23 protein-coding genes are annotated in these 26,560 nt (G+C 71.8%); 13 read left to right on the plus strand and 10 right to left on the minus strand.

Going from position 1 to position 26,560, the window contains the following annotated elements; genetic code table 11:
* Positions 1-81: 81 nt before the first annotated feature.
* Together E4J16_RS13490 and E4J16_RS13495 are read right to left on the minus strand one after the other, a co-directional pair.
* Positions 82-1,086 (minus strand): FHA domain-containing protein, encoded by a 1,005-nt coding sequence (locus tag E4J16_RS13490; RefSeq protein ID WP_168709426.1) that lies wholly within the window; start codon positions 1,084-1,086, stop codon positions 82-84.
* On the minus strand, positions 1,083-1,991 hold the full coding sequence (locus tag E4J16_RS13495) for a PP2C family protein-serine/threonine phosphatase (protein WP_136314289.1): 909 nt from the start codon (positions 1,989-1,991) through the stop codon (positions 1,083-1,085). The genes E4J16_RS13490 and E4J16_RS13495 overlap by 4 nt, the downstream gene beginning before the upstream one ends.
* Before the next feature lie 162 nt (positions 1,992-2,153).
* On the opposite strand from E4J16_RS13495, the gene E4J16_RS13500 reads away from it, so the two are divergent.
* From E4J16_RS13500 to E4J16_RS13515, 4 genes are all read left to right on the plus strand, one after another.
* The gene (locus tag E4J16_RS13500; RefSeq protein WP_136314290.1) at positions 2,154-3,383 is read left to right on the plus strand and encodes a variant leucine-rich repeat-containing protein; all 1,230 of its coding nucleotides are present in this window, start codon (positions 2,154-2,156) and stop codon (positions 3,381-3,383) included.
* 48 nt (positions 3,384-3,431) lie between these two features.
* Positions 3,432-4,712 carry an MFS transporter gene (locus tag E4J16_RS13505; RefSeq protein WP_136314291.1) on the plus strand — a complete coding sequence of 427 codons (1,281 nt, stop codon included), beginning with the start codon at positions 3,432-3,434 and terminating at the stop codon, positions 4,710-4,712.
* Between the two features lie 51 nt (positions 4,713-4,763).
* Positions 4,764-6,053 (plus strand): glycosyltransferase 87 family protein, encoded by a 1,290-nt coding sequence (locus E4J16_RS13510; RefSeq protein WP_240038166.1) that lies wholly within the window; start codon positions 4,764-4,766, stop codon positions 6,051-6,053.
* 88 nt (positions 6,054-6,141) lie between these two features.
* Positions 6,142-7,302: an App1 family protein gene (locus tag E4J16_RS13515; RefSeq protein WP_136191872.1), complete on the plus strand. Its 1,161-nt coding sequence runs from the start codon at positions 6,142-6,144 to the stop codon at positions 7,300-7,302.
* 391 nt (positions 7,303-7,693) lie between these two features.
* Here the strand turns inward: E4J16_RS13515 and E4J16_RS13520 are convergent, their stop codons facing one another.
* Positions 7,694-8,545, minus strand: coding sequence for a VIT1/CCC1 transporter family protein (locus E4J16_RS13520; protein WP_240038167.1), 852 nt, complete (start codon positions 8,543-8,545; stop codon positions 7,694-7,696).
* 205 nt (positions 8,546-8,750) lie between these two features.
* Between E4J16_RS13520 and E4J16_RS13525 the strand changes: the two genes are divergently transcribed.
* The gene (locus tag E4J16_RS13525; protein WP_136191873.1) at positions 8,751-9,065 is read left to right on the plus strand and encodes a YtxH domain-containing protein; all 315 of its coding nucleotides are present in this window, start codon (positions 8,751-8,753) and stop codon (positions 9,063-9,065) included.
* A 69-nt stretch (positions 9,066-9,134) separates the two neighbouring features.
* Positions 9,135-10,052: a cation diffusion facilitator family transporter gene (locus tag E4J16_RS13530; RefSeq protein ID WP_136191874.1), complete on the plus strand. Its 918-nt coding sequence runs from the start codon at positions 9,135-9,137 to the stop codon at positions 10,050-10,052.
* A 28-nt stretch (positions 10,053-10,080) separates the two neighbouring features.
* On the opposite strand, the gene E4J16_RS13535 is transcribed toward E4J16_RS13530, so the two are convergent.
* Both E4J16_RS13535 and E4J16_RS13540 read right to left on the minus strand, forming a co-directional pair.
* Positions 10,081-11,856 (minus strand): ABC transporter ATP-binding protein, encoded by a 1,776-nt coding sequence (locus tag E4J16_RS13535; RefSeq protein WP_136314293.1) that lies wholly within the window; start codon positions 11,854-11,856, stop codon positions 10,081-10,083.
* Positions 11,853-13,682, minus strand: coding sequence for an ABC transporter ATP-binding protein/permease (locus E4J16_RS13540; RefSeq protein WP_136314294.1), 1,830 nt, complete (start codon positions 13,680-13,682; stop codon positions 11,853-11,855). Before E4J16_RS13540 ends, E4J16_RS13535 begins: the two co-directional genes overlap by 4 nt.
* Before the next feature lie 169 nt (positions 13,683-13,851).
* Here E4J16_RS13540 and E4J16_RS13545 point away from each other — a divergent pair, with 169 nt between their 5' ends.
* The 4 genes from E4J16_RS13545 to E4J16_RS13560 all read left to right on the plus strand — a co-directional run bounded on the left by E4J16_RS13545 (position 13,852) and on the right by E4J16_RS13560 (position 18,444).
* Positions 13,852-14,445 carry an NYN domain-containing protein gene (locus E4J16_RS13545; RefSeq protein ID WP_136191877.1) on the plus strand — a complete coding sequence of 198 codons (594 nt, stop codon included), beginning with the start codon at positions 13,852-13,854 and terminating at the stop codon, positions 14,443-14,445.
* 172 nt (positions 14,446-14,617) lie between these two features.
* Entirely contained in the window at positions 14,618-15,364 is a 747-nt protein-coding gene (locus tag E4J16_RS13550) for a response regulator transcription factor (protein ID WP_136191878.1), read from the plus strand.
* Positions 15,365-15,426: 62 nt separating this feature from the next.
* Complete coding sequence (locus E4J16_RS13555; RefSeq protein WP_240038480.1) at positions 15,427-16,956, plus strand: sensor histidine kinase; 1,530 nt, start codon at positions 15,427-15,429, stop codon at positions 16,954-16,956.
* A gap of 231 nt (positions 16,957-17,187) precedes the next feature.
* Complete coding sequence (locus tag E4J16_RS13560; protein ID WP_338028859.1) at positions 17,188-18,444, plus strand: hypothetical protein; 1,257 nt, start codon at positions 17,188-17,190, stop codon at positions 18,442-18,444.
* A 45-nt stretch (positions 18,445-18,489) separates the two neighbouring features.
* Here E4J16_RS13560 and E4J16_RS15835 read toward each other — a convergent pair whose 3' ends face one another.
* The gene (locus tag E4J16_RS15835; protein WP_240038168.1) at positions 18,490-19,065 is read right to left on the minus strand and encodes an endonuclease domain-containing protein; all 576 of its coding nucleotides are present in this window, start codon (positions 19,063-19,065) and stop codon (positions 18,490-18,492) included.
* Between the two features lie 772 nt (positions 19,066-19,837).
* Between E4J16_RS15835 and E4J16_RS13570 the strand changes: the two genes are divergently transcribed.
* Positions 19,838-20,143 (plus strand): WXG100 family type VII secretion target, encoded by a 306-nt coding sequence (locus E4J16_RS13570; protein ID WP_136314295.1) that lies wholly within the window; start codon positions 19,838-19,840, stop codon positions 20,141-20,143.
* Positions 20,144-20,270: 127 nt separating this feature from the next.
* On the opposite strand, the gene E4J16_RS13575 is transcribed toward E4J16_RS13570, so the two are convergent.
* On the minus strand, positions 20,271-20,660 hold the full coding sequence (locus E4J16_RS13575) for a hypothetical protein (protein ID WP_136314296.1): 390 nt from the start codon (positions 20,658-20,660) through the stop codon (positions 20,271-20,273).
* Between the two features lie 261 nt (positions 20,661-20,921).
* Between E4J16_RS13575 and E4J16_RS13580 the strand changes: the two genes are divergently transcribed.
* Positions 20,922-21,807, plus strand: a protein-coding gene (locus tag E4J16_RS13580) for an IS5 family transposase (RefSeq protein ID WP_204519867.1) whose coding sequence is annotated in 2 segments (ribosomal slippage) — positions 20,922-21,128 and positions 21,130-21,807 — 885 coding nt in all. Because the reading frame shifts where the segments join, the coding sequence is not laid out codon by codon here.
* A gap of 297 nt (positions 21,808-22,104) precedes the next feature.
* On the opposite strand, the gene groL is transcribed toward E4J16_RS13580, so the two are convergent.
* Positions 22,105-23,730, minus strand: a complete 1,626-nt coding sequence (groL, locus tag E4J16_RS13585) for a chaperonin GroEL (RefSeq protein WP_136314297.1) — start codon at positions 23,728-23,730, stop codon at positions 22,105-22,107.
* Positions 23,731-24,118: 388 nt separating this feature from the next.
* On the minus strand, positions 24,119-24,715 hold the full coding sequence (locus E4J16_RS13590; protein WP_136314298.1) for a LytR C-terminal domain-containing protein: 597 nt from the start codon (positions 24,713-24,715) through the stop codon (positions 24,119-24,121).
* Positions 24,716-24,801: 86 nt separating this feature from the next.
* Between E4J16_RS13590 and E4J16_RS13595 the strand changes: the two genes are divergently transcribed.
* Entirely contained in the window at positions 24,802-25,479 is a 678-nt protein-coding gene (locus E4J16_RS13595; RefSeq protein ID WP_136314299.1) for a uracil-DNA glycosylase, read from the plus strand.
* Between the two features lie 23 nt (positions 25,480-25,502).
* Here E4J16_RS13595 and E4J16_RS13600 read toward each other — a convergent pair whose 3' ends face one another.
* Positions 25,503-26,276 (minus strand): Rossmann-like domain-containing protein, encoded by a 774-nt coding sequence (locus tag E4J16_RS13600; protein WP_136192146.1) that lies wholly within the window; start codon positions 26,274-26,276, stop codon positions 25,503-25,505.
* Between the last annotated feature and the right edge of the window lie 284 nt (positions 26,277-26,560).

The raw sequence follows: 26,560 nt of genomic DNA on the forward strand, positions 1-26,560 counted from the left end.
TCGTGCGCCTCGCTTGATTGCACGGTCCAGCCACATCGACTAACAGCAGCGTAACGGATACCGGCACCGTCCGCCCGCCGGTCACAGCGGCGGCTCCACGCGGAGGGTCACGCCGTCGCCGACGTCGAGCACGTCCCCGATCAGCAGCGGCGTGGGCAGGGCGGTCGCCAGGAGTACGGGAGGGATGCCCGCTCGCACCAGGACGGTGCCGTTGGCGGAGCCGAGGTCGCGGGCGAGCAGGCTCCAGCCCGCGACGCTGACCTCCAGGTGCGAGCGGGACACCAAGTGCGCGGGGCTGGGCACGGTGACCAGTTCGGCGGTGTCCGCATCGCCGCTACGGGGGCGGGGAGCCCGGCCGACCACGAGGTCGCCGCGCACCGGCACGGTCTGCCCCGTGGAGATGGTCAGCACCGCCAGCACCGGACGCGGCACTGGGCGGATCTCGCCGGTCAGCGGGGCGGCGCAGGTCTGGCAGGCGAGCGCGTCGGGCGGATTGGGGTGCCCGGCGGCGCACATTGCGGCGGAGACCAGTGGCACCGGTGCATCCGGTGACAGGGGGGTGCCGGCATCGGCCAGGACCTGGGTGGCCCCCGGCCCGTCCTCCTGCTCGGGGGCGGGGGCGCTCTCCCCCGCCGCCGGGTCGTCGGCAGTGGCGGCTGACGGTGTCGTTGCGGCGGGAGGCGCCGTAGCGGCGGCGGGCCGCCCGGTGCGACGACGCCGTCGGCCGGAGCCGGGCAGGGGCTCGGGACCGCCCGGGGTCTCGGTCGGCGGCGGCGGGGCCGGCCCGACCGCATCCGGGGCCGCCGCCCCCGCGCCGGACTCGGACGGCAGGGGGGCGAAGTCCGGATCCACCCACACCCCCGTCTTGAGGAGTCCGCCGTCATCGGGGCGCTCCGCGGCATCGGGGGCGGTGGCCACGGCATCGGGGGCCGGAGCGTCGGTGGGCGTGGCGGACGGGGACTCGGCGGACGGGACCGGCCCGCCCAGGGCGGCCAGCACCAGGTCCCGCACTCCTTCCGGCACCGGCGTGTACAGGACGGCCGTGCCGAACCTGCCGACAACCGGCTCGCCCGCGGCTTGTATCACGACGCCTCGCATTCCGGAAGGTCGACCACGAGCGCGGTGACATTGTCATGACCTCCGGCCTCCAGCGCGGCGGCGACCGCCATCTCCGCGGTGCGCTGCGCCCCCATGCCCGAACCGAGCACGGTGGCCAGCTCGCCGTCGTCGAGCTCATCGCTCAGGCCGTCCGAGCACACCAGGATGCGGTCGCCGGCGCGCGCGGGCACCAGCCGGATCTCGGGGTAGGCGGCCTGGTCCAGGCCGGCGCCCAGCGCCCGGGTGACCACGTTGCGTCGCGAGTCCCGGTGGGCCTGGGCGCGCGTCAGCCAGCCGGCGTCGACCAGGTCCTGCACCTGGGAGTGGTCGTGGGAGAGCTGGGTCAGCAGGTCCTCTCGCAGCAGGTAGACGCGGGAGTCACCGATGTTGAGCACGATCCAGGTGCGCCCCTCCGGGAGGTCGGCCAGCACGGCGCCGGCAATGGTGGCGCCGGGCGGGTTGGTGGCCTGGGAGGGGAGCGCGGACACCGCTTCACCGGCGGCGACGACTGCGTCGACCACCTGCGCCTGGTTGACGACACGGCTGCCCGCCAGCGGCACCAGGGCGCTCAGGGCCGCCCTGGCGGCGGCGCGCCCGGAGGCGTGGCCGCCCATTCCGTCCACCACGATGAAAGCGGGGGCCAGAGCCAGGTAGCCGTCCTCGTTGACGCGGCGGAAGCGGCCGATGTCAGTCGCCGCACCCACCACCGTTACCGCCTGCGGGGCGGGGTCGGCCGGGGACTGCGGCGCCGCCAGGGCGGCAACCGTCGGGACACCGGGGGCGGGGGCGCCGTCGCGCCGCTCGTGGTCGGGCCGCTCCCGGTCCTCACGGCCGGGGGCTGCGGCCCGGTCGGCCGGGTCGGATGCCTCGGCCGACTCGCTTTCCTCACTCATCAACGCCTCCTGGAAGTGTGGGGAGGGACATGCGTCGCTGCCCCGACGATACCGGCCGAGCCACCATATTGCGCTCTCAGGTAGGCTCATGCTTGTCGGCACCCACCGGCGGCCCGCGCAAACACACGCGGACCGGGCCCACGCAGTCACAAAGGATCCAGCATGTCTCAGCCTCAGGACGACCTCGTCGCACGGGCGAGTGACCCCGATGCGGAACTCAAGACCCTGCACGAGCTCGCCAACAACTACCCCGGCCTGCGCCCATACATCGCGGAGAACCCCCGCACCTATCCGGCGCTGCTGGAATGGCTCGCCGCCCTGGGGGACCCCGCCGTCGACGCCGCGCTCGCGCGCCGCAACGCCGCCGCGGCCACCCAGGCCCTGAGCACGGAGCAGGCCCGGGCGGCCGCCCAGGCGGCCGCGGCCGAGGCGGCGCCCGCGCAGGCCCCCACCGGCCAGCTGCCCCCGAGTGACCCGGCGGGCCTCACCCAGGCGCTCCCGCAGTCCGCCGTCCCCGGACCGGCCCGCCCGAGCACCCCCGAGCGGCGCCCGATCATGGAGGGACGCCAGGCCGCCACCGGCGCGGCCGCCCCCACCGCCGCCTACCCCTACCAGCAGCCCCAGCCCACGCAGCAGGCCCCCTACCAGCAACAGGCCCCCTACCAGCAACAGGCCCCCTACCAGGCGGCTCCGTACCAGGCGGCCCCGTACCAGCAGGGCGCCCCCCAGGCCGTGGCCGCACAGCCGGCCGCGGGGAACCAGGGGGTCTTCGGCGTCGGCACCCCCGAGCCGGAGGAGCAGCACACCGCCAGCAACCGCTGGCTGTGGATCCTCGGCGCCGTCGCCCTGGTGCTGGTGGTCGCCCTGATCGTGTGGTACCTCAGCTCCGACCACGGCAACAGCACCTCCCGGAGTGCCGAGGACCCCGCCCAGGCGGCCGCCCCCCAGGTACCCGCCTCCGCCCCGGAGCAGGTGCCCTCGACGCCGTCGCCGACCCCGAGCCCGACGGCCTCCCAGAACCTGGTCGCCCCCGCGCCCGACGGCGCCCTCGAGATGAGCGCCTTCACCACCCCGTCGGGCAACATCAGCTGCGTGCTGGGCGATGACTCGGTCTCCTGCACCGTCAACGAGCACGACTTCGTGCCCACGGACGCCTCCTGCAACAACTCCAGCGAACGGGCCTTCACCGTGAGCGTGGGCACCAGCGGCCAGGCCGAGGGCAGCTGCGGGACCTCCTTCTCCTCGGCCGGCGCCTCGCTCAACTACGGCGCGTCGGCGAAGAACGACTCCTTCGCCTGCACCTCCAGCGAGTCCGGCATCGAGTGCTGGAGCCAACTCTCCGGAGACGGCTTCCGCCTGTCCCGGTCCCAGGTCGAACCCACCACCCGCTGAACCGCCGGCCCGCGCCGGCCGCCCCCCATCCGCACCGAACAGAACTCAATGTCCTCCAGCTACAGCACGATCCTGCGCCAGCCGGGCGCCCTCGGCTTCTCCATCGCGGGCCTGATCGCCCGCTTCCCCATGTCCATGGTGGGCATCTCCACCATCCTGGCGATCCAGGAGCTGTACGGCAGCTACTCGGCGGCGGGGACCGTCTCGGCCGCGAACGTGGTCGCCGTGGCCGTCGGCGCCCCGGTGCTCGCCCGGCTCGTCGACGCCCACGGCCAGTCGCGCGTCATGCTGCCCGCGACCCTCGGCTCGGCAGCGGCACTCATCGCCCTGGCGGCCGCCACGCAGCTGCGCGCCCCGCTGGTGGTGCTGCTGGTGCTGTCGGCACTGGCGGGCCTGCTCGCGGGGTCCTTCGGCTCCCTGGTGCGCTCCCGCTGGACCACGGTGCTGAGCACCCCGGAGCACATCCACACCGCCTTCTCCCTGGAGGCCGCCTTCGACGAGGTCGCCTTCATCATCGGCCCGGTGCTGGCCACCGTGCTGTGCACCTCCCCGGCGCTGCCCGCCACCAGCGGGTGGATCGCCGCCGTCACGCTGCAAGTCGGCGGCGGACTGTGGTTCTTCAGCCAGCGGGCCACGGAGCCGACGCCGCACCGACGGCGCCGCGAGGCGCCCAGGCGCCCAGAGGCCGCGCCGACGCAGGCGGCACCGGCTCCCGTGCTGCGCCAGGGCGCCGTCGTCGCCGTCATCGCCGTATTCCTGGCCTCCGGCGCAATGTTCGGCGCGAACGATGTCGCCGCCGTCGCCTTCGCCACCGAACTGGGCATGAAGTCGGCCTCCGGTACGGTGCTGGCCGCCTGGGGGGTCGGGTCCTTCACGGCCGCGCTCATCTACGGCTCCCGCGCCTGGCACCGGCCGCTGTGGCAGCAGTTCCTGCTGGGCACGACGGCGCTGGCGGTGGGCGCCTCAACGCTCATGCTCGCCCCGAACCTGGTGGTACTCGCGGTGCTCATGACGCTGACCGGCATGGCGATCGCCCCAACGGTCACCACCGGCAACTCGATCACCCAGGCGTCGGTGGCGCCGTCGCAGCTCACCGAGGGGCTGGCGTGGGTCGGCACCGCCATGAACATCGGCGTCTCGCTGGGCTCCATGTTCGGTGGCCGTGCGATCGACGCCGCCGGCAGCCATGGCGGCTACCTGCTGGTCGCCGCCATGGGGTGGCTCGCCGTCATCATGTGCCTGTGCGGCCTGCGGGCAGTGCGGCGGGCCCGCCCGCACCGGAGCCTGCCAACGGGCGCGCAAACGGCGGACACGGCCACCACGGCCTGAGCCGGGGCGCCGTCGCCACCGCCCTCCGTCACGCCCCATAGACTGCCCGGCGTGGAGTCCCTCAAACGCGCGCTCGCGTCGCCGGCGGCCACCCTGATCGGCTGGGCGGCGTTGGCACTGTCCATATACCCGACCCTGTGGGGCAAGGACGGCACCGCCACCTTCAAGCTCGACGCCTGGATCTACCACCACGCCGTCGCGCAGTGGCACGCCGGCGGCGACCTGTACGACTGGTACGCCAACCCCGACCAGCACCTGTGGCCATTCACCTACACCCCCTTCGCCGCCTGGGTGATGACGCCCCTTACCTGGTGGCCGGACCGCGCCACGCAGGTGGCGCTGGTAGTCGCCACGCCGCTGTGCGCCGCGCTCACCGCGTGGGCCGTGCTGCGCGCCCTGGGGGCGAGGAACAGCGTCGCCCGGGGCGCGGCCCCCTGGCTCGCACTGGCCGCCGTGCTGCTGGCGGAACCGATCCCCAAGTCCATGGAGTACGGGCAGGTCAACGCCGTACTCATGGCACTGGTGGCCCTCGACCTGCTGGTGATGCCTCCCGACTCACGGGCACGCGGCGCACTGTCCGGCCTGGCGGCCGCGTTCAAGCTGACTCCGGCGGTTGCCGTGCTGGTCCTCCTGGCGCGGCGCGAGTGGCGGGCGGCCGCCACCATGGTCGGCGCGGCACTGGGGGTGACGGCGCTGTGCTGGCTGGTGTCGCCCGCGGAGTCGGCGCGGTTCTTCCTCTCCGCCATGTGGGACTCCTCCCGCGCCGGCTTCACGGACTACTCCGGCAACCAGAACCTCAAGGGCCTGGTGGCCCGCTGGCTGCCGATGCCGGCCTGGGACGCCGCCTGGGCGCTACTCGCCGTCGCCGTCGTCGGCCTCGCCTGGCTGCTGCTGGTGCGACTGAACCGGCTGCGTCCGCCCCGCCCCGGCGACGCGGACGCCGCCTCCCCCCGCCCGGCCGCCCCACGCGCCGACGGCGTCGTCCTGACGGCGCAGGTCGCGGTGGCGATGACGCTGGGCCTGCTCATCTCCCCGATCTCCTGGTCGCACCACTGGGTGTGGTGCCTGCCCGCGCTCATGGGACTGGTGGCTGCGGGCCTGGAGTGGAGGTCGCCGTCGCTGCTGACGGCGGCGGCCGCCGGGGCAGCCGTATTCGGCCTGTCCATGCAGTGGTGGTTCCCCGAGCAGAATCACGTTGAGCAGGACTGGCCCTTCTGGGCGACCGTGGTGGGATCGTCCTACACGTGGTGGGCGCTCGTGGCCGGCGTGGTGCTGTGGCGGGAGGCCGGTCGCCATATCGACCGACCTCGGCACGTAACAACTACCGACCTCAGCACGTAACAACTACCGATCTCGGCGGGAGGGGCGGGCGGGAGGGGCGGGGAGTCCTCCCCGTACGCCGCGGAGTAATCGTCCGTAGGATGACCCCGTGCCGTTCTCCGATCTCGTCCGCGCCGTCGAGGACCAGTTCCACCGCGACTCCATCCCCGTGCTCCGGCGCCGCGGCTGGCGCCCGCGGGCGATCCCCTACGTCGGCTACGGGTCGGCGGCGCCCCCGGCCGCCCGCCCGGACGCACCGGCCCAAGCCGCCCCCCGTGATATGGCGCGCGTGCTGGCCCGCATGGTCATGCGCCCGCCGAATGCGCCCAGTGAGGGCCCGCTGTTCCAGCGACTGCCGGAGGAGCTGCCGGCAACGCCGCAGGACGCGCGCCGCCAGGCGGCCGAGAGCCTGCTGGAGGCGCAGCGCGGCTGGCGCATGTTCATCGACGTGCCCGTGCCGCATCTGCCGGTCACGGTCACGCTCGGCGGGGTGAGTGTGCGCACCCGCGCAGACCGGGAGGGGTACGTCGACGTCGTCGTGCGCGGGCACGGCCTGCCCCCCGGCTGGCATGAGGCCACCCTGGAGGCGGCGGGCGCCGCCACGGTCACCACGCGGGTACTGGTGGTGGCCCCGGGACCGCGCCTGGGCATCGTGTGCGACATCGACGACACCGTCATGGTCTCCCACGTGCCCCGCATGTTCGTGGCCGCCTGGAACCAGCTGGTCAAGTACACCTCCTCCCGCGAGAGCGTGCCGGGCATGGCACAGCTGCTCACCACGGTGCAGCAGGCGCATCCGGGCGCGCCGGTGATCTACCTCTCGACCGGCGCCTGGAACGTGGTGCCGACCTACCGCTCCTTCTTCGAGCGCAACGGCTTCCCGGAGGGGCCGATGCTGATGACGGACTGGGGGCCCACGAACACCGGACTGTTCCGCAGCGGCATTGAGCACAAGCGCACGGGCCTGCGCCGGCTCATGATCGACCTGCCGGAGGTGAAGTGGCTGCTGGTCGGCGACGATGGCCAGCACGATCCGCTGATCTACGGCGAGGCGGCGCGCGAGCACTCCGACCGGGTGGCGGCAGTGGCGATCCGTCGACTCACCCCCACCGAGCAGGTGCTGGCGGGCACGCAGCTGACCCACCCGGCCGGGCTGGCGCCGGAGGCGCGGGCGCTCGCCGAATCCGGAGTGCCGGTGGCGCTCGGGGCTGACGGCTACGAGCTGGCACGCACCCTGCAGCCGGAACTGCTCGCCGCGCAGCTGCCCTAGGTCGTGTTGTGTAAGTCGTTTGTGCTGGCGGGCGGAGCTGGCGATGTGGGTGGTGGTCTGGTAGCCGGTGGTGAGTTCGTCGCAGCTGGTGGCTACCGGGCTCCAGTTTGAGTGGGCTGCGTGCGCCCGTCGAGGGGCGAGTGGGTCTTTGCGCCGCCCCGGTTGGACCGCCCAAGCCCCGATGGACCGCCCAGCCCCGATGGACCGCTTGCGCCCCGTTGGACCGCTTACTTCCCGTTGGACCGCTGTAACCGGTGGCTACGGCGGTCCAACGGGGGGACAGGGGTCCAACGGCGGCACAGGGGTCCAACTGGCAGGCTCAACAGCCACACACCTCCGCCCAAGCACTAACACAATAGGACTTAAGACCCGCCCGCCCGCCACGGGCCGCTCAGACGGCGACGCCGATGAGGTGCCCGATACCCCAGGTGACCGTCATCGCCAGCGCACCGCCGAGCACGTTGCGCACCACGGCCGGGCGGATCGGGGCGTCGCCGAGCCGCGCAGACACCACGCCGGTGATCGCCAGCCCGACCAGCACCGCGGCGAAGGTCAGCGGAATCTCCACACTCACCGGCAGCAGCAGGATCGCCAACAGCGGCAGCATGGAGCCCACCACGAACGCCACGGCGCTGGAGAAGGCCGCGTGCCAGGGGTTGGTGTAGTCATCCTCCCGCAGGCCGAGCTCGACCTCCAGGTGCGCGCCGACGGCGTCGTACACCGTCAGTTCACGCGCCACCCTCCGCGCGGTCTGCGCCGTCAGTCCCTTGGCGCGGTAGTGGGCGGCCAGGGAGTCGACGCCGGCGGCCGGGTCGGCCGCGAGCCGCTCACGCTGGCGGGCCACATAGGCCCGCTCGGTGTCCGACTGGGTGGAGACGGATACGTACTCGCCGGCAGCCATGGAGACGGCCCCGGCCAGCACGCCGGCGACTCCCGCCGCCATGATGGCGCCGGTGTCCGTGGGCGCGGCGGCGGCTACGCCGATCACCAGGCCCGCCACGGAGACAATGCCGTCATTGGCTCCCAGCACGCCGGCGCGCAGCCAGTTGAGCCGAGACGCGAGCGCGGACGCTGAATTGCCGACGGCCGGCAGCGGCTGGTGGCGGCGCGGGCGGGCGGTGAGCCAAAGCGCCGTGGGGCACACCTCCGGCTCCGGCGCGGCGGCCTCATCACCGGAGCGCAGCCGCACACCCACCAGAGCGGACTTGCGCTCCGAATGGAAGGGACTCAAGAGCTGCGGCACACCCATATTCTGACGGTAGAACCAATCAATGCGCCTGTATAGCAAAGATAGATTTACCTAATGGGCTTGCCGGCTGCTCGCGTTCGCGGTGGGCCGGTGGTGTGCTGCGGCCGCCGCGGCGACTATCCCCAGCTGAGCCCCAGGGTGAAGCCGGTAGGGTTGCGGGCAGGGGCCGCGCCGGGCGGCACCCGTGCAGGAGGAACCCATGGCTAGCAAGCTCCCCTTCATCATCGGACTCGGTGCCGGCTACGTCCTCGGTACGCGCGCGGGCCGGGCGCAGTACGAGCGCATCAAGGCGTCGGCCACCAGGCTCGTCGACCAGCCCTTCGTGCGCGACAGGGTCAGCGCCGCCTCCAACCGCGCCTCCAGCTTCGTGCGTGAGCAGGGCGAGGCCGTCACCGACAAGGTCGCCGACGCCGTCAAGGAGCGCCTGTTCGGCACGCCCACCCCGCAGCCGTCGTCGGCCCCGTCGGTTACCGTCGACGACGCCCAGGTCCGCCCGGTCAACCACGCCGACTGAGCCCGCCGCGGCCCCGCCCGGAACTGACGCGGCTTTCTCCGGGCGGGCCCGCCCGGCCATACTCTGGGGGTGCCATCCCCCCGCTACGCCCCGCCCAAGGACCTCTCCGGCTACGCCTGGCTGTCAGTCGGGGCGGCCCTGGCCACCATCACGCTGAAGGCGCTCGCCTGGTGGCTGACTGGTTCGGTCGGGCTGCTGTCCGATGCCGCCGAGTCCCTGGTCAACCTCGTGGCCGCACTGGTGGCGGTAGTCGTCTTGAAGATCGCCATCCGGCCGGCCGACGCCGACCACCAGTTCGGGCACTCCAAGGCGGAGTACTTCTCCTCCGTGTGCGAGGGGGCCATGATCTTCGTGGCCGCCGGCTTCATCATCTTCTCCGCGATCGAGCGCATCATCACCCCGGTCATGCCGGAACGGCTGAGCCTGGGGCTGATGATCTCGGTGGGCGCCTCCCTGATCAACGGCGCAGTGGCCTGGGTGCTGCTGCGCAAGGGACGGGCCGAGCACTCGGCCACGCTGGTGGCGGACGCCAAGCACCTGCTGACCGACGTGACCACCTCCGCCGCCGTGCTCGCGGGGGTGGGCCTGGTCGCGGTGTTCCACTCCCCCGTGCTCGACGCCGTCGTCGCCCTGGGTGCGGGCCTGAACATCATGTGGACCGGCTTCCAACTGATCCGCGAGTCGGTGGCCGGGCTCATGGATGTGGCCCCGGACCGGGAGGCCCTGCAGCGGATCAACGCGGTCCTGGATGAGCGCCGCCGCGACGGCGTCGTCGACTTCCACGCGGTGCGCGTGCGCGAGGCCGGCAGTCGCCGCTTCGCCCACCTGCACGTGCTGGTGCCCGGCGACTGGACGGTCAAGCGGGGCCACGACTACACCGAGGCGCTCATCGACGAGCTCGTCGCCGCCGACCCCAGCCTGCGGGTCTCGGCGCATCTGGAGCCGATCGATGACCCGCTGTCCTACGCCGACGTCGAGGACGTCTGAAGGCACCGCCCACGGTCCTCGGCCGGGCTCACTCCTGGCGGGCGCGCAGGCGCGCGAGCGGCCCCTCGGCCTGCGCCAGCAACTCCCCCGGCGGACCGGACTGCACCACGCGTCCGGCGTCGAGCACGACGACGTGGTCGGCCTGCTCGATGCGGTGCAGCCGGTGCGTGATCTCCACGACCGTGACCTCGTTCCGGTCCGCCCAGTGGCGCACGCCGTCGCGCACACGGGCATCCACGGCGGGGTCGAGGTGGCTGGTGAACTCATCCAGCACCAGCACGTCGGGCAGGGCGAGCAGGGCGCGTGCCAGGGCGATTCGCTGCCGCTGGCCGCCGGAGACCGTGGCGCCGCGCTCACCCAGCACCGTGTCGTAGCCGGCGGGCATGGCCACCACGTCCTCATGCACGGCGGCGATCCGGCAGGCGGCCTCGACCTGCTCGCGAGTGGCGCAGGGGCGGGCCAGGCGCACATTGTCGGCCACGCTCATGCGGAACAGGTGCGCCTCCTGCGCGACCAGGGCGACCCGGTCGCGCATGCTCTCAGCCTCCAGGTCGCGCAGGTCCACCCCGCCCACGCGCACTCGCCCGCGGGCCGGGTCGTCGAAGCGCAGCGCCAGGCGCGCCAGCGTCGTCTTACCGGAGCCCGAGGCCCCCACCAGGCAGGTCCACCCGCCCGCCTCGGCACGCGCACTCACCCCGCGCAGCGAGGCACGGGACGCCTCCGGGTAGGTGTAGTCGACCTCCTCCCAGGAGACGGCGAGCCGACCGGGCGGCAGGATGACCGCGCCGTCGGCCATCTCCACGGGGGCGCAGGCCACCGCGTGGACCCGCGCGGCGGCCGCGAGCGCGGCGGACAGGGAGCCCGCCAGCTCCTCCACGCCGCGCGTGACCTCACCCAGGCGCAGGACGGCGGCTGCGGCGGCGGCCAGCGCGGCGGGGGAGACGACCCCGGCGCCGACCGGGCCCGCGCCGGCCGCCACCACGGCGATGGGTCCCGCCAGTACCAGCAGCTGCCCGGCGCCCCGGCGCAGCGCTCCGGCCGCGGCCGGCGGGCGGCCGGCCGCGGCCAGGTCGTCGTCGTGCAGGCGTGTGCGCTCCAGGCGCTCGGCACCGCGCCCGTAGCCGACCACCTCCGCCAGTCCCTGCACGGAGTCGGTCACGTGCTGGGTCAGCTCCGCCCGGGCGGCGAGCACGCGCCGGGAGCCGACCGCGGTCATCCTTCTGCCGAGTAGCGGGACGCACCCGACCGCCGCCGCCAGCACGGCGGCGCCCGCGGCGGCAACCGGCCAGGTGGTGGCGCCCCCGATGGCCGCCAGTACCGCCAGTGGCACGAGCAGGGCGCTGACGACGGGGGCGAAGGTGTGGGCGAAGAACACCTCGATGCGGTCCACGTCCTTGGTGGCGCGGGCCAGCAGGTCGCCGGAGCGGGCGGTGGTCAGTACCCGTGGGGCACGGCGGGCCAGGGACCGGAACAGCTCGGCGCGCAGCAGCTCCAGGGAGGTGAAGGCGACCGTGTGCCCGAGCAGTTGCTCCCCGTAGCGCAGCGCCGCCTTCAGCAGTGACAGGGCCGCCATGGCGCCGGCCACCGGCCCGAGCGGGGGGACGGTGCCGCCTGCGGCGAGGCGGAGGGCGGCGTCGACCACGGCGTGGGCGGCCAGGGCGAGCAGCGCCACGCCCGCCAGCTGGTCGGCGACGCGGCAGGCGGCGGAGCCCAGCAGCGGCGGCAGCACGGGCCTGGTCACGGAGAGCAGCCAGCCGGCCAGTGCGCGGCGGCCGCCCGGGCGGGGCGAGGGCGTGGTACTCATCGCAGGCCGCCCCCTTCGACGCGGACCACCCGGTCGGCGGCGGTCAGCGCCCCGGAGCGGTGCGAGACGGTGATGACCGTGCGGCCCACGGACAGCCGCTCGATGGCGTCGAGGATCGCGGCCTCGGCGTCCAGGTCCACCTGGCTGGTGGGCTCGTCCAGGAGCAGCAGGGGCCGGTCGGCGAGGAAGGCCCGCGCCAGGGACAGCCGCTGCGCCTGCCCTCCGGACAGCCGGGAGCCGCGCTCACCGACGTCGGTGTGCAGCCCCTCCGGCAGGGCGCGCACCTCGCTGGCGAGGTTGGCGGCCGCGAGCGCCTGCCACATGCGCTCATCGGTGGCGGTGGGGTCGGCCAGGCGGAGGTTGTCGGCGATCGTGCCGGTGAACAGCCAGGTGGACTGGGTGACCACCGCGCTGGCGGCACGAATGGCGTCCTGGGTGGTGGCGGTGGCGGCGGTGCCGGCCACGCGCACGGTCCCGGCGGCGGGCAGCAGGTCACCGGCGATCAGGGAGATGAGGGTGGACTTGCCCGCACCGGAGGGGCCGACGACGGCCAGGTGCTCGCCGGGGGCAACCTCTAGGTTTACGTCGGCCAGCACGGTGACCGGGGCGGGTGGCTCGGGCCGCGGGTGGGCGGCTGATCCGGGATGCCCGCCGGGGCCGGAGGGCTCGCCGGGGCGCGGTTCCCAGGCGGCGGTGACGCCGCGCAGCGAGACCATGGGCGCGGCGGTGTGCGCAGCCGTGCTCGGGCCTGCCGGGTCGTCGGGGTCGGGCTGCGGCGCTGCGCCGGCCGGGCGGCGTCGGGCCAGGACCCGGCGCAGCGCCCGCTGGTTGGCCATGCCGCCCATGCCCACGTAGAAGAAGCTGCCGACGCGCCCCAGGGGCTGAAGCAGGATGAAGGAGATCAGCACCAGGGCGATGGCGCCGTCGAGCCCGATCGCCCCGGAGGCCAGGCGGATCAGGGCGAGCACCGCTGCGGCGGTGACCAGGAACAGGGAGAACAGGCCGTCGGTGATGAGGATGACCAGCTGGTTGCCGGCGAGCAGCCGCATCACCGCCCGGCGGTTGGCCTCCCCGAAGGCCTCCAGGTCGGTGGCGCGGCGCTCGGCGGCGCGGGCGAGCACGAGGGTGGTCAGTCCCTGGATGGCGTCCAGGTATTCGGCGCTCAGCCGCATGCGCTGGGCGCGGGACGCGGCGGAGGAGCGGCGCAGCCTCCGGTGCAGGACGACGACGAGGGCCGGCACGGCGATGAAGGCCGCGGCGAGCACCCCCGCGGACAGGGGGTCGACCGCCGTCCCGACCAGTGCCAGCACCAGCAGCGGGGAGGCGATTGCGGCCGTGGTGGGCACGAGGAAGGTCTGCCGGTAGGCGGCCACCCGCTCGGCACCGTCCGTCAGCAGGGTGACCGTGGCGCCGGAGCGGTCCGCGGCGCGGGCCGGGCCGAGCTCGAACAGGTGGGCCAGCACCTGGCGGCGCAGGGCGCCCTCCTCGGTGGCGGCACTGACCTGGGCGATGTACTGGGTGGCGGCCGCGCACAGCGCGGAGACGAGCGCCGCCGCCGTGGCCGCGGCGAGGTGGCGCCCCCACTCACCGGGGGCGGAGGCGCCGGCGTGTTCGGCTACGGCCGGAACGGCGGCGGGCGCCAGACGGGCGAGCGCACGGGCAACTGCGATCAGGGCACAGGCGTCGGCCAGTGCGCCGGCGCCGGTCAGCAGGGCGGCCGCCGCGTTGGCGCGGACACCGGCGCGCGTACCGAGCCGCGCCTTTGCAGCAACGACGGCCGCCGTCAGCTCGGGGCCGGGACGGGCGGCGGGCAGCGTCTTCGTCATGCACTTATGATTGCCTAAGTCATGGGCCACACGCCCGTCACGGTTGCACCGGTGCCCGGGGCCGCGTGCCCGGAGGCACCGACAGCTCACCCCCTTCTTAGCGACTAGTCAGCGGGTTCCACGCAACTCACCCGGTGAGTGCGCGGGCGTGGGCCGTTAGCATGACACCATGACCACACCCACGTATCTTCTTGTGGACGGGGAGAACATCGACGCCACCCTCGGCATGAGCGTGCTCGGGCGCCGCCCGGAGCCCGACGAGCGTCCCCGGTGGGACCGCGTGCTGTCCTTCTGCGACGATCTCGCCAACGAGAAGTCCGACGGCGCGGAGACCCGCGCCCTGTTCTTCCTCAACGCCACCTCCGGCCACATGCCCATGGGCTTCGTCCAGGCGCTGCTGGCCATGGACTACCGCCCCATCCCACTGGCGGGCTCCGGCAACCAGGAGGAGAAGGTCGTCGACATCGGTATTCAGCGGACCCTGGAGGCGCTGGCCGAGCGCGTCGAGGGCGGCGAGGACGTGCACGTCCTGCTCGGCTCGCACGACGGCGACTACGTCCCCCAGGTCGAGCGCCTCCTGGATGCGGGAGCCCAGGTGGACGTGCTGTGCTTCCGGGAGTTCCTCAACACCCACCTCGCCTCCCTGGAGTCGCGCGGCCTGACCGTCTACGACCTGGAGACCGACGTGGACGCCTTCACCATCGCGCTGCCGCGCGTCCGCATCATCCCGCTGACCGAGTTCGACCCGCTCAAGTTCATCTGACCGAGTTCGACCCGCCCCGCCCTCCTCCCCGGTGCGGCCGACCGCACCGGGGAGACCCCGGCCCCGGCCCCGGGGGCCGTGATCGCGGATGGAGAAACACCTCCGGAAAACACATTCCCCACTCCCATTCAGCATCCAGGCGACTCCCAGACTCACCGTGCACAGTGGCGGCATGGACCGAATCCACGACTCTCAGCAGGCATCTCATGAGGCACGTCTCCTAGTTGTCGACGACGAGCCGAATATTCGCGACCTGCTCGCATCATCGCTGCGCTTCGCCGGCTTTGAGGTGCTTACGGCGGCGGATGGGAACGGCGCCCTGCGCGGCGCCGAGGACGCCGACCCCGACCTGATCGTGCTGGACGTCATGCTGCCGGACATGGACGGCTTCACCGTAGCCCGCCGCCTGCGCGAGCGTGACGTGACCATCCCGATCCTGTTCCTGACCGCCCGCGACGACATGGCGGACAAGGTGCAGGGCCTGACCGTCGGCGGTGACGACTACGTCACCAAGCCCTTCGGCCTGGAGGAGGTCGTGGCGCGCATCCGCGCCATTCTGCGTCGCACCCGTGCACTGGAGGGGGAGGACGACGGCGTCGTGCGCGTAGCCGACCTGGTTCTGGACGAGGACGCCCACGAGGTCCACCGGGCCGGCGTCGAGGTGGACCTGTCCCCCACCGAGTTCAAGCTGCTGCGCTACCTCATGCTCAACGCGGGCCGCGTCGTATCCAAGTCCCAGATCCTGGACCACGTGTGGGAGTACGACTGGAACGGTGATGCCGCCATCGTCGAGTCCTACATCTCCTACCTGCGCCGCAAGGTCGACCAGATCTCCGGAGCGGACGGAACCCCGGTCGCCCCGCTGATTCAGACGCGCCGCGGCGTCGGCTACATGCTGCGCGAGCCCAAGGCGAGCTGAGCGTGCGCGCCACCGTGAGGAACACGGTGCGCCGCCCACCCCGGGGACGCCAGTACCGGCCGGTGAAACGCGGGCGCTGGCACCTGCTGACCGCATGGAGACGGGCGTGGCGCGCACAGCCGCTGCGCACCCGCCTGGCCCTGCTGACCACCGGCCTACTGACCGTCGGGCTGTTCGCCTCATCACTGTCCGTCACCTCGCTGCTCGAGAACCAGCTGGTGGGTCAGGTCGATGCCCAGCTGCGCGCCACGGCGCAGGCCATCGGCACTCAGGGGGTGACCGCGCTCAGCTCCAGCCGTATCAACAGCTCCGACCCCGACTCCTCCATGCCCTCCACCTACTACGTGGAGGCGCAGTACCTGGACGGCAATAGCGGCCAGATGCTCTCCCCGGACACCGCCGACAAGTACGGGGTCCCCACCATCCGGATGCTGTCGGTGGACGAGGCGGTGGCGCAGGCCTCCGACCCCAAGCTGTTCACGGTGGACTCCGATCAGCTGAACCACCAGTGGCGGGTCATCATCCTGCCTATCGACGACCGCACCAGCGGCGAGCACATTGGCGTAGTCGCCATTGCGCTGCCTCTCAGAGACGTGATGGAGACGGTTGAGCGGACCCGGCTCGAGGTCGCCCTGACCGACTTCTCCCTGATCCTGCTGGGCTCCATGGCCGCCGCCTACCTGGTGCGACGCTCCTTCCGCACGCTGCGGCAGATCGAGGGCGTGGCCGGGCAGATCGCCAGCGGCGACCTGTCCGCCCGCGTCCCCGTCACCGAGCCGCCGACGACGGAGGTCGGCTCCCTGCAGCGGGCGCTGAACACGATGCTGCAGCAGAACGAGCAGGCCTTCGACGTCCAGGTGGTCGCCCAGGAGCGCATGACCCGTTTCGTCTCCGACGCCTCGCATGAGCTGCGCACTCCCCTGTCCGCCATCCGCGGCTATGGCGAGCTGTACCGCATGGGTGGCGTGCCGCCGGAGCGCACGGCGGAGGTGATGGGCCGGATCGAGTCCGAGGCCTCACGCATGGGCCGGCTGGTGGACGACCTGCTGCAGCTGGCCCGCATGGATGAGGGCCGGGAGATGTCCATGGCCCCGGTGAACCTGACGCAGATCGCCGCCGGGGCACTGACGGACATGATGGTGCTCGCCCCCGACCGCGACTGCGCCCTGATCCCGCTCGACGACGCCGATAGCGAGGCCCGGCCGGTCATGGTGCTGGGCGATCGGGACCGCCTGTCGCAGGTGCTGACGAATCTGCTGGGCAACGTCACCCGGCACACGCCCGAGGGGTCCCCGGTGGAGATCGCCGTCGGCACCGTGCCGCACGGTTCCGACGGCACCGGCGCGCCGACCGTCGTCGTCGAGGTGCGCGACCACGGTCCGGGCGTGGCGCAGGCGGATGCGGAGAAGGTCTTCCAGCGCTTCTACCGGGCCGACACCTCCCGCAACCGCCAGACCGGCGGCTCCGGCCTGGGGCTGTCGATCGTGTCGGCCATCATCACCCGGCACGGCGGCACCGTCCGCATGGACCAGACGCCGGGGGGCGGCGCCACCGTGCATATCGAGCTGCCCGCCCTGGTCACCCCGCAGTAACCCCACCGAGATCGGTAGATCTTACGTACCGAGATCGGTAGTTGTTACGTACCGAGGTCGGTAGTTGTTACGTACCGAGGTCGGTAGTTGTTGCATGCCGAGGTCGGTCGGCGCGGTGACGACCGCGACACGCGCGCACAAAAGGTGGCGGGTAGAACACCCCTGGGGGTTCAAGTTCCCGGCCAACGGTCCTACCATGGCTGCGTTTCATCTCATCTCGGAGGCTTTCTCATGAGCCATATGGACGCGATCGACGCCCCCCAGTGGCTGCTGTCCGCCTTCGTCCGCTGCGCGAAGGCGGTCGGTGCCACGGCACCGGTCGAGCAGATCCGCTCCACCGGAGAGGATCTCGTCGCCTGCTGGACGAGCCCGGACCGGCACTTCCACGATCTCAAGCACGTCATCAACATGCTGGCGCGCGTCGACGAGCTTGCCGACGAGTCCCACAACCCTGACGTCATGCGCCTGGCCACCTGGTACCACGGCTGCGTCTTCTCCACTGCGAGCGAGTCCACCTACCGGCGCAACGGCGGGGAGGACGAACTCGCCTCCGCCGCCTACGCGGCCAAGAGCCTGCAGACGCTCGGCGTGCCCGACCAGACCGTAGACCGCGTATGCGCCCTCATCCTGAACCTCAAGCGCCACAACCTCGCCAAGAACGACATTGACGCCCAGGCCCTCAGTGACGCGGACCTGGGCGCACTCGCCGTCGAGCCGCAGCAGTACAAGAGCTACCGGACGGCTGTGCGCGAGGAGTACGCACATATCCCCCTGGAGGACTACCTGCGGGCACGCCTGGCGATCATCACCCGGCTGCTGGACCGCGAGTCGCTGTTCTCCTCCCCGCTGGGCGCCCGCTGGGAGCTGCCCGCGCGGGAGAACCTGGAGGCGGAAAGGCGGCACCTGCAGGACAAGCTCGCGAAGCTCCCGCCGGCCGAGGGCGCCAAGTGCGCACCCTGTCAGCCCGCGCAGGTCGGCGCTCCCGAAGCCGAGGCACCCACGGCGTCGGCAGCACCGGCGGAGGCCGCCACGACGAACAGCCCTGTGCCTGAACCGGAGGCGACCGACGGCGTCGTCGAGCCCCGGCAGTCGCGCGCCGGGGCCGCCGATCCCCGCCTCGGCGGCCTGGAGACCGCCGGCGACGACGACGTCGTGCACGCGGCTCCGCCCGCGGTGCGCAGCACACCGGCGTCAGCGCCCACACCCCCTGAGGCTCCGCGTGCGCACCGGTCCCGGCCGGTCGGAGACTCCAGCAAGGAGCACACCACCTCCCTGGAGTCCTGCGCCGATGACTTGGACCAGTTGCTGGCCAAGCCGCGTCCAGGCGAAGAGGCCGCTGCAGACCGGGCCAGCCTGGCGGAGGCCGAGCGCGCCAAGCTGGCCGAGAAACTGCGCGCCAAGCGTGAGGAGGCCAAGGCGCTGCGAGAGGCGCGCACGGGCGAATTCGCCGCCATCACCGAGCCGATCGTCGGCTCGTCGGCCGACTGACGCGGCCTACTGTCTGAGATCGGCACAAACGACGCCGCGCGCGCTTCACGCTGATTTCACGTTGGCGTAATTCCAACGTTTTGCGCCGGGCAGGCTGACGCCCACGGCGCGTTTGTGCCGATCTGCGACACTTCCTGCTGCGCGATTGCGGGTGGCCAGGAGTTGGTGGATCTCGGCTCCTACGCGACCAAGCTCCACGTCTTTGCGCGTGAAGCGAGCCACCCGGTAGCCCTGCCTGACCAGCTCTCGATCGCGAGTGCGGTCGCGGGCGAATTGGAACTCGTCCTCGTGGTAGGTATAGCCGTCCAGTTCCAGGACCAGCCAGTCATCGACGAGCAGGTCGACCTCCCCCACATATGGAATGTCCACGCCGTCGGCGAACGGGATCCCGGCGTCATGCAGTTGCAGGCGGGCCAGGGTCTCCAGCGGCGAGCGCGTCCGCGGACTGGTCAGGGCCAGGCGCTGCCGAGCCTGCCGCGAGCCCGGGCCGCGCAGCAGCGCCGCGACGGCGTCCGTGTCGGTGTGCCCCTGGTGGAGCGCTGCGTCACAGGCCATCAACGGCCCCTCCCTGCGGGGGTCGCAGCGCAGATAGCGGGCCAGCATGAGCGGAACCGGTGCCACCGGGAACTCGGTCGGAGGTGGCAGTTCGAGGGAGCGCTCGACATGCAATACCTCTCCGCGGACCGGTGCCCGATCCGCACTGTGAGGGACGGCCAGGTGCACCGGCGGCCATAGACGCGGGCGCGGGTAACCGTAGTACGCGGCCGCATGTAGGCAGGTGATCACTCCACCGTGGATTCGTGCGAGAATCAGATCCCAACCCACGCCGGGAAGACTCACTACCCCATGGGGGTGTGCTATCAGCGCATGAGTCTCGACCAGTTTCTGGACGTGGCGGTACTCAGTGCGGTCGAGTTCCAGGTCCCGGAGCCGAACCGCACCATGGCAGGACTTCACCCACGCCAGAAGGCCGTCGTCGCATCGTCGCATGGGCCGAGGATGTCCGCAGCCGGCAACACCACGCCACCGCCCCCGGCGATCTCTGTGGACTGCCCCCGCACGAACCCCACCTGTGGGAACCGGCAGACTGTCTGAGATCGGCACAAACAACGCTGCGCGCGCTTCACGCCGGTTTCACGTTGGCGTAATTCCAACGTTTTGCGCCGGGCAGGCTGACGCCCACGGCGCGTTTGTGCCGATCTGCGACACTCTGCCCCCAGGCTCACCGCCATCCACAGGCACGGTTCGTGCAGGGTCAATCCACAGGGCTCGACGGCGGTGGATGCGGGCGGGTCCGCTCGGTCTCTACGGTCGGGGCAAGCGTCGCAGCCGCGGCGCCGCCCGCAGGCCGAGCCCGAAGCGCCCCGGCCAGTCTCACCGAAAGGCCCTCGTCATGCCCGTATTCGCCGTCGACACCCAGGCCGTCTCCGACACGGCCACCCGCGCCCGCACCCGGATCTCCACCATCCAAACCGAAGTGGACGGGATGAAGGGAGACATCTCCCTGCTCCAGTCATCGTGGACCGGTGGCGCCTCCGACTCCATGGCCGCCTGCGCCGCCGACTGGCACGTGACCGCCCTGCAAGTGCAGGCGAGCCTTGATTCGATCAGCCAGGCACTGGACCAGTCGGCCGTCTCCTATGACGACGCCGAGTCCGCCAACTCCGGCCGCTTCAGCTACCAGGCCCCGCCTGCCTGAGCGGCGCGCCCACCGGAGCGTCATCGCCGCACGTATACGCGGGCCGCCCTCCTGCCTGAGCGGGGGGACGGCCCGCCGTCAGCGTGGTGGGGTCGGTCGACTGCCGCGTCGGACGGCGACGCGGCAGCTACACGCCCCGCAAGAAGTTGAGCTCACGGCGTCGCACGGGCTGCGGACCGTCGGGGTAGCGCCAGCACCGCCGGGCAACGCACACCGCCAGGAACAGGGCCAGCAATGCCAACCCACCGGTGAAGGCCCCCCAATTGCCGAACAGGACCAGCAGCGCGATCACCGACAGGCGCCCCAGGTTGTTGACCCGGACCCCGCCGGTGTCACCCGCGCCGCGAATTCTCGCCAGTGCCAGCACCTGCCACAGCACTCCGCCAAGAACCAAAAGGCCGACCACCCACACAGAGAGCCCAGATACGCGCAGCATCCCACCGACGCCCACCAGCAGAAAGGGCGGGGTCTCCACGAACGCTCGCCCGGCGAAGGAACTGGCGGCTATCTGGCCCATATGGCCATCCAACACCACGTCGGTCTCCCCAGCAAGGGTACGCAACCGCCGATCCAGCACTGAACACCCCGTTGTCCAGGTTGAAGTGCAATGCCTGAGGCCAGTAACCCAGTGCTCGAACAGATGCTGCGCAGGGGGCCGTTAGGGCGTGTTGCGTTAGTCGGGTGGGGTGGTCGGCGTGGTGTGCGGGATGGGGTGAGGCCTTTGGGGTATCACGGGTGGTGTGAGAACAAACCGTGACACTGCCAAAGGCCTCGACCGTTGAGTATAGACGCTGCCGCTCGTCATGACCTGACCGATGCTCAGTGGGGGCTGCTCGAGCCCCTGCTGCCCGCCCCGCCTGTTCGTGGCAGGCCGCGCGTGTATCCGCTGCGGGACATGATCAACGCCGTACGGTGGAGAACCCGGGTCGGTGCGCCCTGGCGTGACGTACCGGCCCGCTACGGGCCGTGGTGGAGGGCCCTGCGCCCTGTACCGGGCCTGGCAGACCGATGGGGTGTGGGAGCGCATCGAGTCCGCCCTTGTCGCCCAGGCCGACGCCGCCGGCAAGATCGGCTGGCGGGTGTCGGTGGATTCGACCACCTGTCGGGCGCATGTGCATGCCGCTGGGGCGCGCAAGGACAGTCCCCAGCTGGTGGAGGGGGAGCCCGAGGATCACGCCCTGGGGACCTCTCGGGGTGGCTGGTCGACCAAGGTTCACGCCGCCGTGGACGCCGCCTGCGGCATGCTGGCCGGGGTGCTGACCGCCGGACAGGTCGCGGACTGCCCGATGATGATCCCCGTCCTAGACAAGATATGTGTCCAGCGTCCTGCCGGTGGACGGCCCCGCACCAGGCCGCAGATGGTGCTGGCCGACAAGGCCTACTCCTCAAAGGGGAACCGGGACTGGCTGCGCAACCACCACATCAAGGCCACCATCCCTATCAAGGCAGACCAGGCCGACAACCGCCGCCGACGCGGCAGCGCCGGGGGCAGACCGCCCGCCTTCGACCCCGTGGCCTACAAGGACCGCAACGCCGTGGAGCGGTGCTTCGGCCAGCTCAAGCAGAACCGCGCCATGGCCACCAGGTACGACAAGCTCGCCGTCCGCTACCAAGCCACCACCCACATCGCCAGCATCGACCACTGGCTCAAACGACTTACATAACACGCCCTAGCGGGCTGTTCGTGTTTGGGTGTGTGGTGGTTGGTGGTGCGGGTCTTTGCGACGCCGCGGTCAGGGAGATACTGGGGCTGCGGGGTGTGTTGGCTACGCCCCCGCCCCTGGGCACGGCCCCGGTCCCCACGCGACAACTTGTATACGACGGCGGGCCGCCCTCCTGCCCGAGCAGGGGGACGGCCCGCCGTCGTCGCGATCGGGCCGGGGCCCGCCGACGGCGGCGCGGAACGCGCGCCTACCGGCGAACCACTCCGGCCGAGCCGGTCAAACCGACCGGGCAGTCGATCAGTACATGCCGCCCATCTCGTCACCGGCGCCCGCGCCGGCGGCCGGGGCCGGGGGCTCGGGCTTGTCGGCGACGACGGCCTCGGTGGTCAGGAACAGGCCCGCGATGGACGCGGCGTTCTGCAGCGCGGAGCGGGTGACCTTGACCGGGTCGGCGATGCCGGCGGCCAGCAGGTTGGTGTACTCACCGGTCTGGGCGTTCAGGCCCTCACCGGTGGGCAGGTTGCGCACGCGCTCGGCCACGACGCCGCCCTCAAGGCCGGCGTTGATGGCGATCTGCTTGAGCGGGGCCTCCAGGGCGACGCGCACGATGGCGGCGCCGGTGGCCTCGTCGTCGGACAGGTCGAGGCCGTCCAGGGCGGATGCGGCCTGCAGCAGCGACACACCACCACCGGCGACGATGCCCTCCTCGACGGCGGCCTTGGCGTTGCGCACGGCGTCCTCAATGCGGTGCTTGCGCTCCTTGAGCTCGACCTCGGTGGCGGCACCGGACTTCAGAACGGCGACGCCGCCGGCCAGCTTGGCCAGGCGCTCGGACAGCTTCTCGCGGTCGTACTCGGAGTCGGAGCCCTCGATCTCATTGCGGATCTGGGTGACGCGGGCCTCAATGGCGTCCTTGTCACCGGCGCCGTCGACGATCGTGGTCTCGTCCTTGGTGACGACGACCTTGCGGGCCTGGCCGAGGTCCTCCAGGGTGGCGTTCTCCAGCTTCAGGCCAACGGTCTCGGAGATGACGGTACCGCCGGTCAGGATCGCCATGTCCTGCAGCATCGCCTTACGGCGGTCGCCGAAGCCCGGAGCCTTGACGGCCACGGACTTGAAGGTGCCGCGGATACGGTTGACCACGAGGGTGGCCAGGGCCTCGGCCTCGACGTCCTCGGCGACGATCGCCAGCGGCTTGCCGGACTGCATGACCTTCTCCAGCAGGGGCAGCAGGTCCTTGACGTTGGAGATCTTGGACTCGACCAGCAGGATGTAGGCGTCCTCCAGGACGGCCTCCTGGCGGTCGGCGTCGGTGACGAAGTAGGGGGAGATGAAGCCCTTGTCGAAGCGCATGCCCTCGGTGACCTCGAGCTCGAGGCCGAAGGTGTTGGACTCCTCCACGGTGATGACGCCGTCGTGGCCGACCTTCTCCAGGGCCTCGGCGATCATGGCGCCGATCTGCTCGTCAGCGGCGGAGATGGAGGCGGTGGCCGCGATCTCGTCCTGAGTCTCGACCTCCTTGGCGTCGGCCAGCAGGCGCTCGACGATGGCGGCGACGGCCTTGTCGATGCCGCGGCGCACGGCGATCGGGTTCGCGCCGGCGGCCACGTTGCGCAGGCCCTCACGCACCAGCGCCTGAGCCAGGACGGTGGCGGTGGTGGTGCCGTCACCGGCGACGTCGTCGGTCTTCTTGGCGACCTCCTTGACCAGCTCGGCGCCGATCTTCTCGTAGGGGTCCTCGAGCTCGATCTCCTTGGCGATGGTCACGCCGTCGTTGGTGATGGTCGGGGCGCCCCACTTCTTGTCGAGGACGACGTTGCGGCCCTTGGGGCCGAGGGTGACCTTGACGGTGTCGGCGAGGGTGTTCAGGCCCCGCTCCATTCCGCGGCGGGCTTCCTCGTCGAAAGCGATGATCTTGGGCATTGCTGCTCCTGTATCGGGTGGTGGCCGGCTGGTGCCCGCGACGGACGGGGCGGCGCCCGACGTTCATGTCCCGCCCGACGCCGACCCTCACCTGCCGGCCTGGGTCGTTCACCGGACCCGGGGAGCGGCTTTGTCACTCTCCGGGTCCGAGTGCTAACCGCAATGCTGGCACTCTCGACCCTTGAGTGCAAGACGCTCAGGTTCGCCGTCGGCCCGAAACGGGGTGTGAAAGAGCTCTCCGCGGGCCGTTCGCGTGGACCCCGGCGTGTCACTTGTGCCGGTCTCAGCAGCCATATCAACCGACCTCGGCACGTAAGATCTACCGACCTCGGCACGTAACAACTACCGATCTCGGCACGTAAGATCTACCGATCTCGGCGAGGAGGGGTCACTCCTGGTAGTCGCTGCGCAGAACCACGACAATCGGGTTGGACTGGGCCTCCTCGGCGGACTCGACCACCTCACCAGCCCCGAGCACGTCGGCGACCGCCTGCGCGGTGGCCGCCAGATCGGCGGACGCGTAGTAGACGGTCGTGTCGGCCGGCTCCTCCAGGGAGTACACGCCCTGCGAGACGGTGACCGCGGTGAAGCCGGCGTTTTGCAGCTTGTCTCCGGTACGGGTGGCCAGGCCGGTGGTGTCGGTGCCGTTGTGCACCGTGATGCCGGTCGTGTAGTCGGCGCTGCCCGCGGGCTCGGCCGTCGCCTCCGCGGTCGCCTCCCCGGTGGCCTGCTGCCCGGAGTCGGAGGCCTGTGCGGTCGCGGTGTCCTCCGCGGGCGCCGTCGCCGCGGTTGATCCCCCGCCCCCGGTCGAGTGCCGCCCGAGCAGCCCTACGGCGCCCCAGGCCAGCAACGGCACGATGATGAGGATGGCGAGCAGCGGAATCCAGCTGCGCCAGGCGGGAACTTGGGCGCGATGAACCCCGACGGGCACCGGACCGTCGGTTTCGGCGTCGAACTCGTCGTCGGGGTAGTCGTAGCGGCTCACCCTGCGAGAATACCGGCAGCTCGCCGCCATGGGGGCAGATGCGCGCCGACACCCCGACGCCGCTGCGCGCACACTAGGCTCGGAACGTGACCGAGCCGAAGCCCCTGTCCGAGATCATCCACCCCTCCTGGGCCGCGGCCCTCGCGCCGGTGGAGCCCACCATCCACGAAATCGGCGCGAGGCTGCGTGAGGAGGTGGCGGCCGGGCGCGGCTACCTGCCTGCGGGCACCGACGTGCTGCGCGCCTTCACCTATCCGCTCGACGACGTCAAGGTACTCATCGTCGGCCAGGACCCCTATCCGACGCCGGGCCACCCGATGGGGCTGAGCTTCTCGGTGCAGCCGGGAGTGCGCCCGCCGCGGAGCCTGGAGAACATCTACACCGAGCTGGTCAGCGACCTGGGCGTGACACGCCCCACCTCCGGCGACCTGACCCCGTGGTCACTGCAGGGCGTCATGCTGCTCAACCGGGTCCTGACCGTGCGGCCGGGCGCGCCGGCGTCGCACCGGGGCTGGGGCTGGGAGACGGTCACCCAGCGCGCCATCGAGGCACTGGTGGCGCGGCGCCGGCCGCTGGTGGCGATCCTGTGGGGCCGGCCGGCGCAGTCCCTGTCCCCCATGCTCGGCTCGACGCCGATCATCGCCTCCCCGCATCCCTCGCCGTTGAGCGCCTCCCGCGGCTTCTTCGGATCGCGCCCCTTCTCACGGGCGAATACTGAGCTGGAGCGCCTGGGGGCGACGCCGGTCGACTGGCGCCTGCCCTGAGCCCCCACGCCGGGGCCGACCGGTCACTCCCCGACGGCGTGCAGGTGCATGCGCGTGCCGGGGCCGATTTCATCGCGGGCGCCGAGCTCCTCCAGGTCGACGCCGTCGCGCACTGCGGGCGCGGGCACGAAACCGGTGACGGTGGCGACCCCGAGGTCCAGGAACAGCGGGTGCATGGGGGTGGAGGGGCCCACCAGCACCGTATGCGCCCCGCCGCCGACGGCCAGGTCGATCAGCCGCGGCATGGTCTTGTTGACCAGGCTCGAGGAGGAGATGAATACGTAGTCGGACTCCGGGAGCAGGTACTCGCAGGCGGAGTCCGGGTAGTCGCCGGGCCGCGGGTCGCGTTCCATGATCCACAGCTCGCCCGCCCGCCACAGGGCGCGGCCGGCGAAGGGGAAGTGCCCGATGATCGCCACTTTCCGGTCGGCGACGGCGTCGCGGTACGGATCGAAGACCTGGCCCCAGGTCAGTCCCGCCCCGGTGGGGACGAAGCCGTGGGAGGCGGCGACGTCGCGCCGGGAGTACCAGGAGTTGATCGCGGCAAGCCCCACGCTCGCCTCGGCCAGGTTCCAGCTCTTGGCCAGGGCGGCGACGTCACGCAGGGGCCGACCGCCGTCGGGGACGTCGGCGGAGGCGGCCGGGCGAGTGGTGGCGGCCAGCGACCAGGCGGAGCCCAGGCCGCCGGCGGAGTTGAGCACGCGAGTCCAGCGCGGGCCGCGGTGGGAGGCGACGACGGTGACGTCGTCGGGAAGGTCGTCGATGAGTGCTTCGTAGATCTCCCAGGGGCTGACCACCACGGCTCTCCTCACGACTGGGCTGAAGGGCCGGCCACACCAACCCCATTCACAGGCGAGCCTCACCTTACGTGTACACGCAGTGAGCAGTCACGGGGATCTCAACAGGCGGCACGATCCGCCCGCGCCGAGCAAGTGGAGCCGCGTGTCGGACTCGAACCGACGACCTGCTGTTTACAAGACAGCCGCTCTACCCCTACCCTGACCATGCGGGGTGCCGCAAAACGGCGGAACTCCAACGAAAAACAGCCGCTCACACTACGCCCGCATGCGCGCGCATACGC

The sequence above is a fragment of the Actinomyces procaprae genome, from assembly GCF_004798665.1.
GTDB classification, from domain to species: Bacteria; Actinomycetota; Actinomycetes; order Actinomycetales; family Actinomycetaceae; genus Actinomyces; species Actinomyces procaprae.

Bases quoted from the DNA above. Each gene is read 5' to 3' on its own strand.
- E4J16_RS13495 (WP_136314289.1), bottom strand. From the start codon at position 1,991: ATGAGTGAGGAAAGCGAGTCGGCCGAGGCATCCGACCCGGCCGACCGG.
- E4J16_RS13500 (WP_136314290.1), top strand. From the start codon at position 2,154: ATGTCTCAGCCTCAGGACGACCTCGTCGCACGGGCGAGTGACCCCGAT.
- E4J16_RS13505 (WP_136314291.1), top strand. From the start codon at position 3,432: ATGTCCTCCAGCTACAGCACGATCCTGCGCCAGCCGGGCGCCCTCGGC.
- E4J16_RS13525 (WP_136191873.1), top strand. From the start codon at position 8,751: ATGGCTAGCAAGCTCCCCTTCATCATCGGACTCGGTGCCGGCTACGTC.
- E4J16_RS13535 (WP_136314293.1), bottom strand. From the start codon at position 11,856: ATGAGTACCACGCCCTCGCCCCGCCCGGGCGGCCGCCGCGCACTGGCC.
- E4J16_RS13540 (WP_136314294.1), bottom strand. From the start codon at position 13,682: ATGACGAAGACGCTGCCCGCCGCCCGTCCCGGCCCCGAGCTGACGGCG.
- E4J16_RS13545 (WP_136191877.1), top strand. From the start codon at position 13,852: ATGACCACACCCACGTATCTTCTTGTGGACGGGGAGAACATCGACGCC.
- E4J16_RS13550 (WP_136191878.1), top strand. From the start codon at position 14,618: ATGGACCGAATCCACGACTCTCAGCAGGCATCTCATGAGGCACGTCTC.
- E4J16_RS13560 (WP_338028859.1), top strand. From the start codon at position 17,188: ATGAGCCATATGGACGCGATCGACGCCCCCCAGTGGCTGCTGTCCGCC.
- E4J16_RS13570 (WP_136314295.1), top strand. From the start codon at position 19,838: ATGCCCGTATTCGCCGTCGACACCCAGGCCGTCTCCGACACGGCCACC.
- E4J16_RS13575 (WP_136314296.1), bottom strand. From the start codon at position 20,660: ATGGGCCAGATAGCCGCCAGTTCCTTCGCCGGGCGAGCGTTCGTGGAG.
- groL (WP_136314297.1), bottom strand. From the start codon at position 23,730: ATGCCCAAGATCATCGCTTTCGACGAGGAAGCCCGCCGCGGAATGGAG.